This window comes from Pseudoalteromonas sp. G4 (assembly GCF_028875915.1).
Lineage (GTDB): Bacteria > Pseudomonadota > Gammaproteobacteria > Enterobacterales > Alteromonadaceae > Pseudoalteromonas.
Genome location: NZ_JAPEHW010000002.1, coordinates 178,436 through 187,962, shown reverse-complemented (window position 1 = coordinate 187,962; position 9,527 = coordinate 178,436). Strand labels below are relative to the sequence as shown.

Below are 9,527 nucleotides of genomic sequence, written 5' to 3'. Positions count from 1 at the left end.
ATTCTTGCTGAGAGTATGGCTAAACTTGGTGGCAATGTAACCGGAATTGATATGGGTGAAGAACCGCTAAATGTTGCAAAGCTTCATGCCTTAGAAGTTGGTGTTACCTTGGATTATAAAAAGGTGACCGCTGAAGATTTTGCTAGAGAGCACCCTCAGCAATTTGATGTGGTTACTTGTATGGAAATGCTTGAGCACGTACCGGATCCTGAATCGGTAATCGCTTCACTTGCAACGCTTGTTAAACCGGGTGGACATGTATTTATGTCAACGCTCAATAAAACACTCAAAGGATATTTATTTGCTATTGTCGGCGCTGAACATTTACTTAAGATTGTACCTAAGGGTACTCATGATCATGACAAGTTTATCAAGCCTGCAACATTAATCACTTGGGCTGAAAAGTACGGTTTAAAAGCACGTGTCATGAAAGGACTTAGTTATAATCCTCTTGGGCAAACCTATACTTTAACTAACGATGTATCTGTCAATTATATGATCCATTTCGAAAAGTTGGCTTAAATAAAATGTATCAAGCAGTCCTTTTTGATCTGGATGGTACCTTAATCGATAGTGCAGATGATTTAGGTGCTGCTTTAAATTACGTATTAACTAAGCACAATAAAGATGTTGTCAGTGCTGATTGTTATCGGAGCCAGGCTTCTAATGGCATGATTGCCCTTCTTAAGCTTGGCTTTGGTGAACAATGGCATCGTTTGAATGAAAATGAAAAAGAGACACTAAAACAAATGTTTCTTGATTTTTATAAACAACACCTTTGGTACAAAAGTCGTTTTTATGATGGCATCACGCAATTAATTTCACACCTTGATAGCCAGCAAATACCTTGGTCTATCGTCACCAATAAACCAGCACATTTAACTGAACCATTGGTTGCACAAATCCCTGAGTTTACTTCATGCCGAAATATTGTGTCTGGTGATACCCTTGATAAAGCAAAGCCCCATGCTGATCCTTTATTGCATAGTTGCTGTTTAATGAATGTTGATCCCCATAAGTGCATTTATATTGGTGATGATGAACGCGACATCATCGCTGCAAATTCTGCGGGTATGAAATCAGCAGCTGCGCTTTGGGGCTACCTCAATGGCAATGCTGTTTCTAGTTGGCAATTTGACCTTTCTTTCAAGACCCCTTGGCTATTGCTTAACCATATATCTAGTTACTCTTATAAAAAATAACCACAATATATTGTGGTTATTTTTTAGGTGGACCCAAAAACAATATCTTGTAAATTTGCAACTAATAAATTTTAAATATTTTTTTTTATCGTAAATTTATCGTTGTTTTTTCACATAGACTAAACATACTTTGCTTAACACGTTAGTGGATGCTAACACGCAAGTTAGTAAAAATTTGATCACTTATTTTCTCGCTTTTTTAGGCCTTGAAAAATGATTAAGACCCCTCTATCTTGTGATCATCTGTGAAGGCGACACCATATCTAGTAGCTGAGCATAAAAAGCTCACATTGATGATTTCGCCTGAGCCGTGCGCTAAATAATAGGACAAAAGTCCAACTACACTATTTCGACATAATAAAAATTTTTTGCTCGTTTGAAGGAATTTGCAGGCATAACTATGAACCAAGAGCTTTCAGTCAGTAAACGTGACGGTCGCAAGGAACCGCTTGACCTAGACAAAATTCACCGCGTTATTGCATGGGCAGCAGAAGGCCTAAATAACGTTTCTGTTTCACAAGTAGAATTAAAATCACATATCCAGTTCTATGATGGTATTCGTACTGAAGATATTCATGAGACGATCATCAAAGCTGCAGCTGATCTTATTTCTAAAGAAACACCAGACTATCAATTTCTCGCTGCACGTTTAGCGATTTTCCATTTGAGAAAGAAAGCTTATGGTCGCTTTGAGCCACCAACGCTTTATGATCATATGGTTAAGATGGTCGAAATGAATAAATACGATCCACATTTGCTTGCTGATTATAGCCAACAAGAAATTGACGAACTTGATGCGTATATCGACCATGGTCGTGATTTAACGTTTAGTTATGCTGCTGTAAAACAATTGGAAGGCAAATACTTGGTGCAGAACCGAGTATCGGGCGAAATTTATGAAAGCGCACAATTTCTCTATATTTTAGTTGCAGCGTGTTTATTCTCGAAATACCCGAAATCTACACGTTTGGATTATGTTAAGCGTTTTTATGATGCAACATCGACGTTTAAAATTTCATTACCAACACCAATCATGGCTGGTGTGCGTACGCCTACTCGTCAATTCAGTTCATGTGTACTCATTGAGTGTGATGATAGCCTTGATTCTATCAATGCAACTTCATCATCAATTGTTAAATATGTGAGTCAACGTGCGGGTATTGGTATTAATGCAGGTCGAATTCGTGCATTAGGAAGCCCTATTAGAAACGGCGAAGCATTCCATACTGGCTGCATTCCGTTTTATAAACACTTCCAAACAGCAGTAAAAAGCTGTTCTCAAGGTGGTGTACGTGGTGGTGCAGCAACCCTATTCTACCCACTTTGGCATTTAGAAGTAGAAAACCTACTTGTACTTAAAAATAACCGTGGTGTTGATGATAACCGTGTTCGTCACTTAGATTACGGTGTGCAATTTAACAAAGTAATGTACTCTCGTTTAATTAAAGACGATTACATTACTCTCTTTAGTCCATCAGATGTGCCTGGCCTGTACGATGCATTTTTTGAAGATCAAGATGAGTTTGAACGTTTATACTTACAGTACGAACAAGATGAGTCAATTCGTAAGAAACGTATAAAAGCGATTGAATTGTTCTCTATGTTTGCACAAGAGCGTGCAAGCACAGGCCGTATTTACCTACAAAACGTAGACCACACAAATACACACAGCCCGTTTGACTCTAAAGTTGCGCCAATTCGTCAATCTAACTTATGTTTAGAAATTGCATTGCCTACCAAACCATTAAAACATGTAATGGATGAAGAAGGTGAAATTGCTCTGTGTACACTTTCTGCATTCAACCTAGGTGCGATTACATCACTTGATGAATTAGATGAATTAGCTGAACTTGCTGTACGTGCACTTGATAACTTACTTGATTATCAAGATTACCCAGTTCCTGCTGCATACAATGCAACTATGGGTCGTCGTACTCTTGGTATTGGTGTAATTAACTACGCATATTACCTTGCAAAGAATGGTGTTAAATATTCAGATGGTTCTGCTAATGCGTTAACACACCGTACATTTGAAGCTATTCAATATTATTTGATGAAAGCATCAAACGAGCTTGCGAAAGAAAAAGGCGCTTGCCCTAAGTTTAACGAAACAACATACGCAAAAGGTATTATGCCAATTGATACCTACAAGAAAGATCTTGATGCTATTTGTAATGAACAATTACATCTAGATTGGGATGGACTTCGTGAGAGCATTGTTAAGCATGGTATGCGTAACTCAACGTTATCTGCGTTAATGCCATCAGAAACTTCATCTCAAATCTCAAACGCAACAAATGGTATTGAGCCACCGCGTGGTCATATCAGCGTTAAAGCGAGTAAAGATGGTATTCTTAAGCAAGTTGTTCCTGAATATGAACGCCTGCAAGATGCGTACGAATTGCTTTGGGACATTCCAAGCAATGATGGTTACCTTCAATTAGTTGGTATTATGCAGAAATTTATTGACCAAACCATTTCTGCTAACACTAATTATGATCCAAATAAGTTTGAAGGTGGTAAAGTACCTATGAAGCTATTGCTTAAAGATTTACTTACCGCATACAAACTTGGTGTTAAAACACTTTATTACCACAACACCCGCGATGGTGCGTCGGATTCTCAAGATGAGCTTAAGCCAGAGCCTGAAGATGATGGCTGTGCAGGCGGCGCGTGTAAAATCTAAATCCACAACGGGCAAAGTTTTAACACTTTGCCCGTTAGTTTGTTTTCTCTAGAGTAAAAATAACTATGTCGTATTCTACATTTAGTCGCGAGCATAACGACCAATTAAAAGAGCCAATGTTCTTTGGACAAACTGTCAATGTTTCGCGCTACGATCAACAAAAACACCCAATTTTTGAAAAGCTAATTGAAAAGCAACTTTCGTTCTTCTGGCGTCCAGAAGAAGTTGATGTGAGCAAAGACCGCATTGATTTTGAAGGTTTACCAGAACACGAAAAGCATATTTTCTTAAGCAACTTAAAATACCAAACATTACTTGATAGTGTTCAAGGGCGTTCGCCAAATGTTGCCCTACTACCAATTGTATCAATCCCTGAGCTCGAAACATGGATTGAAACTTGGGCATTTAGTGAAACCATTCACAGCCGCTCATATACGCACATTATTCGTAACGTTACAAAACAACCTGAGCTTATTTTTGACGATATCGTAACCAACGATAAAATCGCCGAGCGTGCCGAGGAAGTAACTCGTTATTATGACGAATTAATTCGTTTAACCACTATTTATAATGAGTTTGGCGAAGGTAAACATCAAATCAATGGTGAAGAAGTTCGTGTTAACTTATTTGATCTTAAAAAGAAACTTTACCTTTGCATCATGTCAGTAAACATTTTGGAAGCGATACGCTTCTATGTGAGTTTTGCATGTTCATTTGCCTTTGCTGAACGTGAATTAATGGAAGGTAATGCTAAAATTATCAAGCTTATTGCGCGTGATGAAGCACTTCATTTATCGGGCACACAGCACATTCTTAATATTATGCAAGAAGGTGATGATGATCCTGAAATGGCCATTGTGGCAGCACAATGCCGTGAAGAATCAATTGCAATGTTTAAGAAAGCTGCAGAACAGGAAAAAGAATGGGCAGAATACCTATTCAAAGACGGTTCAATGATTGGCTTAAACAAAGATATTCTTTGCCAGTATGTTGAGTACATTACAAATGTACGTATGGCAGCGGTTGGTTTACCAACCATTTTTGAAACAAGCTCGAATCCAATTCCATGGATTAATGCTTGGCTTGTATCAGATAACGTTCAAGTTGCTCCGCAAGAAGCTGAGATCAGTTCATATCTTGTTGGCCAAATTGACGCTGAAGTTGATGCATCAGACTTTGGTGATTTCGATCTTTAATGAGCAAAGTCACCATTGCTAATACTGATCAGAGTCTTGATTTTGACTCTGATCAGCCAAACCTTCTTACCTTCTTAGAAAACAATAATATTGAGCCGCAATTTCACTGTCGTGAAGGCTTTTGTGGTGCATGTCGTTGCAAGCTAGTTAATGGTAATGTGGAATATCAGCAAGAACCTCTTGCCTTTGTTAGAAAAGGTGAAATATTACTTTGCTGTGCTACACCTGCAAGTGATATTGAAATAGACATACCTAAGTTTTAGTAACTTTAAAACCTAAAACCCTTTTAAAAATACCAGCCCTACTGTCATTTATTTGCAATTCATTACAAATATTATATGTAATGTTATAACAATTTATTTAAAACTACACATATTGATGTTACAGTATCACATAACATGAATTTTAAGATGAAAATTTAGAAGTATTGTTTATGAAAAAGTCTCTCATTAGCTTAGCGGTGCTAAGTGTTGTTTTTCCACTATCCTCTCAAGCAGCGCCAGTTTCAGGCCAACTAACCGACATAAATGGTAAACCAATTGCTGGTGTTGCAGTGCATGTTCACGGTAAAGACAAGCAAGTTATAACGGATAGCTTAGGTAATTATCAAATTGACCTTGATGCAAATAGTCAATTGCATTTCAGTAAAGATGGTTACCTAGATAAACGTTTCAATGTTGAAAACACAACACAAACGATCAATCTAGTACTTGAACAATCATCAATAGAAGCAATTACAGTTTATGCGTCTGCGCTACATAAAAGTAACTTAGAAATGACATCGCCGGTGACCGTAATTTCAGGTGATGAATTAAAAGACAAATCATCAAGTACCTTAGGTGAAACATTAAATAAACTCCCTGGCGTTAATCAAACATACTTCGGCCCTGTTTCATCTTCACCGGTTATTCGTGGTTTAGATGGGCCACGCGTTCGCATTATGCAAAATGGTTTAGAAAGCAGTGATGCATCACGTATCGGCCCTGATCATGCAAATACTAATGAGACATTAAGTGCTGAACAAATTGAAGTATTACGTGGCCCTGCCACACTTCTTTATGGTTCAGGTGCAATTGGTGGTGTTGTAAATGTTGTAGATGCACGCATTCCTTCAACTAATTACGAGTCTTTAGAAGGTGCTGTTGAGTACAAACATGATACCGTAAATGAAGGCAACACAGCGGCATTTGTACTTAATGGTGGTGACAATGGCTTTAATTTCCACTTAGATGGCTTGAAGCGTAAAACTGAAGATACAAAAGTGCCGAAGTTTGAAGCTCATCATGATGAACATGAAGAAGATCATGACGCTGAGGCACATGAGGGCGAAGATCATCACGATGAGCATGATGAAGAAGCTATCGACTCAATTGAAAATAGCTTTATTGATACCACAGCGTTCAATTTAGGCACAAGCTATGTAAATGATCATTTAGTAGTTGGTTTCGCATACGGAAGAATTGAATCTGACTATGGTATTCCAGGACACTCTCATGCAGGTCACGATCACGGCCATGAAGAAGAGCATGAAGAAGAAGGTCATGATGCACATGAAGAGCATGGTGATGTATTTGCCAGACTAACTCAAGACCGTTATCAAGCAAACTTTACATACAGCTTACATGATTCAGCCATTGAACGTTTTGATGTAAAGCTAGGTTACACTGATTACCGACATGCTGAAATTGAAGAAGGCATGGAAGGTACTGTATTTACCAATGAATCAAAAGAGTTACGTGCAACCGCTGAACATAACCTACTCGGCTGGCACGGTGTAGTTGGCTACCACTATTATGATTCAGATTACGGTGCAGATGGCGCAGAAGCATTTACACCTCACAGTGATACAACACAACATGCATTATTTGCGCTAGAAGAAAGAACCTTTGGTGATTTCCGTGTTGAACTAGGCGCACGCTATGAAAATACTGAAATAGACGCACCAGAAATTTTATTAGGACACGATGAGCATGAACACGAAGAACATGGTGATGAAGAACATCATGGTGAAGAATATGCTTATGTTGGTGAATTTGACAGTATTAGTATATCTGCAGGTACAATCTGGAATTTCCAAGAAGGTCATTCACTGGCCTTATCAATAGGTCACTCTGAACGTGCACCAAGTGCTGCGGAACTTCTTTCAAATGGTTTGCACATTGCAACAGGTACCTATGATTTAGGGTTAGGTTATGAAATTGAAGAAGGTGAAATCCACTTTGAACCTGAAAATATTGAGCAAGAAACATCAAACAACCTTGATTTAACATTACGTAAATTTAATGGTGATTTTGGTTACACGATTAATGCTTTTTATAACCAGATTGATAATTTCTATTTCCAACAAGATACCGGTTTAGTAATCGATTCGCACCATGATGAAATGCTTTCAATGGAAGAGTACTTATCACATGGCCATGTTGAAGACGAAGCAACACGTGTTTTCCAATATCAATATGCAGATGTTGATTTATACGGTATTGAATTTGATGTTCACTACCAAGTTAATAGTGACTTAATGCTTAAAGTGATGGGGGATCATATTCGTAATGATGTGAAAGACACATCAGAATATTTACCGCGCTTCCCACAAAACAAACTTGGCTTTGAAGCAGAGTATGACTGGCAAGCACTGCAGTTAAACTTCTCTGCAACTCATTACTTTGAGCAAGATAAACTGGGTGCGCATGAAAGCAATACGCAAAGCTACACCTTATTCGATATTGCAGCTAAATATAATTTAGATGTACTTAATGCTGACTCGTATATATTTGCCAAGGTGCAAAACTTAACGGATGAATTAGCATTTAGTCATACGTCATTTATCAAAGATATTGCGCCATTACCTGGTCGTAATTTCCAATTAGGTATGCGCGTTTATTTTTAACTCGTATCATTAATAATAAAGGGCGTAATAACGCCCTTTTTTTAATTCTTTAAACTCAACACATATTCTGCAACCGCTAACCTAGTTTCCTCTGGTAAATAATTCTGTGGTGGCATTTCAGGAAACGTTGGACGTTTTTTAAATGGTTTTGCAATATAACTTGCAAGCGCCTCTGGATTACCTTGATAAATTGATTGAATGTCTTTAATTGGCGGGCCAATTAACTGCCCTGTGTAAGCATGGCATCCAGTGCACACCCCTAAATAAGCAATCTTTCCTTGATCTTTACCTTCAATTTTACGAGCTGGTACCGGTTCATCCAAAATATAACTAATTACATCATCGGTATTGGTATAATTGCACTCGGCAAAATCATCAACGCCCACTGTGATGTACTGATGGCGATTGATAATACAGCTGTCTTTACTTCCTCCAACACGTACAATTTCGATACTGCCTGATTTAAATTCAGTTAACGCAAGCGCTTTCACTTCATCGATAGTATCGTAACCATTGTTTACCATTGTGTTATTTAAAATAGACACACGATCCGCATTTGGCTCAGATTCAGGATCAATTGTGATGTTAGCGGCGTGATGATGATCCGTAATTAAAATGCCTGCGGTTTTATTATCAGTAATCACATTATCTTCGATGATTACATCATCCGCAGCCATCACTAATATGCCTGTGCCTGGTGGAATACCTGCAACAGTACTGCCCGGTGCACCAAAGTTTTTATGATTATTATTGTGAACAAAGTTGTTTCGAATAATCACATCATAGGTTGTTTTAATTGGTAAGCCGGGTGTGACAAATGCCAAAATTCCACCTGTGTTGTCATACACTAAATTGTTCTCAACAATAGCATGACGGGAATTTTCAATTTCAATACCAGCAACGTTAGAAAACACATGATTATGTGCAACATGAATATTATCGCTCATGCCAACATAAATAGCCGCATCTTCAATACCTGAAATAATGTTGTACTCTACGATGCCGTTTTTGCCTAACTGTGGGAAAATACCGTAAACACCTGTATCAACAATTAAATTATTACGAATTTCAAAGTTATTTCCGGCTTGGCCCATAATGCCATTACCTTTATATTTGGTTATTTTCATATTTTCGACAACGATATTATTGCCTGAATATAAAATCGCATCATTAAGTTCGCCATTACCATGCATCGTCGGCCATTGTCCTTGTTTAATGACGCCTAAAATGCGAATACTGTCCTTATCAATGTATACCGTTTCATTGTAAGTTCCTGGCATCACTTGAATTGTGTCGCCGGGCTGCGCCAATTTAACCGCCGCCATAATTGACTCGCCCTGATTTACAACATGTACCTCACCATTAAACTGTTGTTTTATAACCGCTGACTTTTTAGTGCTTTCAACACCGCTGTTAGTCCCTTGGTAACTTGCACCTGTTTGGCTGTTACTTATTTTAATCGGCTGATTCTGTTGATTATAATAACTACCTGCTGCAAAGGCTGATATTAGGGCTACAGCCCACAGAAAATTACTTTTTTTCATATGTTTGTCCTG

At 38.2% G+C, this 9,527-nt stretch carries 7 protein-coding genes; 6 read left to right on the top strand and 1 reads right to left on the bottom strand.

Going from position 1 to position 9,527, the window contains the following annotated elements:
- The 6 genes from ubiG to ON073_RS01945 form a co-directional block, all read left to right on the top strand.
- Positions 1-522 (top strand): bifunctional 2-polyprenyl-6-hydroxyphenol methylase/3-demethylubiquinol 3-O-methyltransferase UbiG (ubiG, locus tag ON073_RS01970; protein ID WP_274760174.1); only part of this gene is annotated, 522 nt, incomplete at its 5' end.
- Between the two features lie 5 nt (positions 523-527).
- On the top strand, positions 528-1,202 hold the full coding sequence (locus ON073_RS01965; protein WP_274760173.1) for an HAD family hydrolase: 675 nt from the start codon (positions 528-530) through the stop codon (positions 1,200-1,202).
- Positions 1,203-1,602: 400 nt separating this feature from the next.
- Complete coding sequence (nrdA, locus tag ON073_RS01960) at positions 1,603-3,888, top strand: class 1a ribonucleoside-diphosphate reductase subunit alpha (RefSeq protein ID WP_274760172.1); 2,286 nt, start codon at positions 1,603-1,605, stop codon at positions 3,886-3,888.
- 65 nt (positions 3,889-3,953) lie between these two features.
- Positions 3,954-5,084, top strand: coding sequence for a class Ia ribonucleoside-diphosphate reductase subunit beta (gene nrdB, locus ON073_RS01955; protein WP_274760171.1), 1,131 nt, complete (start codon positions 3,954-3,956; stop codon positions 5,082-5,084).
- Entirely contained in the window at positions 5,084-5,347 is a 264-nt protein-coding gene (yfaE, locus tag ON073_RS01950; protein WP_274760170.1) for a class I ribonucleotide reductase maintenance protein YfaE, read from the top strand. The genes nrdB and yfaE overlap by 1 nt, the downstream gene beginning before the upstream one ends.
- 170 nt (positions 5,348-5,517) lie before the next feature.
- Positions 5,518-7,971, top strand: a complete 2,454-nt coding sequence (locus ON073_RS01945) for a TonB-dependent receptor (RefSeq protein WP_274760169.1) — start codon at positions 5,518-5,520, stop codon at positions 7,969-7,971.
- 41 nt (positions 7,972-8,012) lie between these two features.
- Here ON073_RS01945 and ON073_RS01940 read toward each other — a convergent pair whose 3' ends face one another.
- Positions 8,013-9,515 carry a parallel beta-helix domain-containing protein gene (locus ON073_RS01940; RefSeq protein ID WP_274760168.1) on the bottom strand — a complete coding sequence of 501 codons (1,503 nt, stop codon included), beginning with the start codon at positions 9,513-9,515 and terminating at the stop codon, positions 8,013-8,015.
- Between the last annotated feature and the right edge of the window lie 12 nt (positions 9,516-9,527).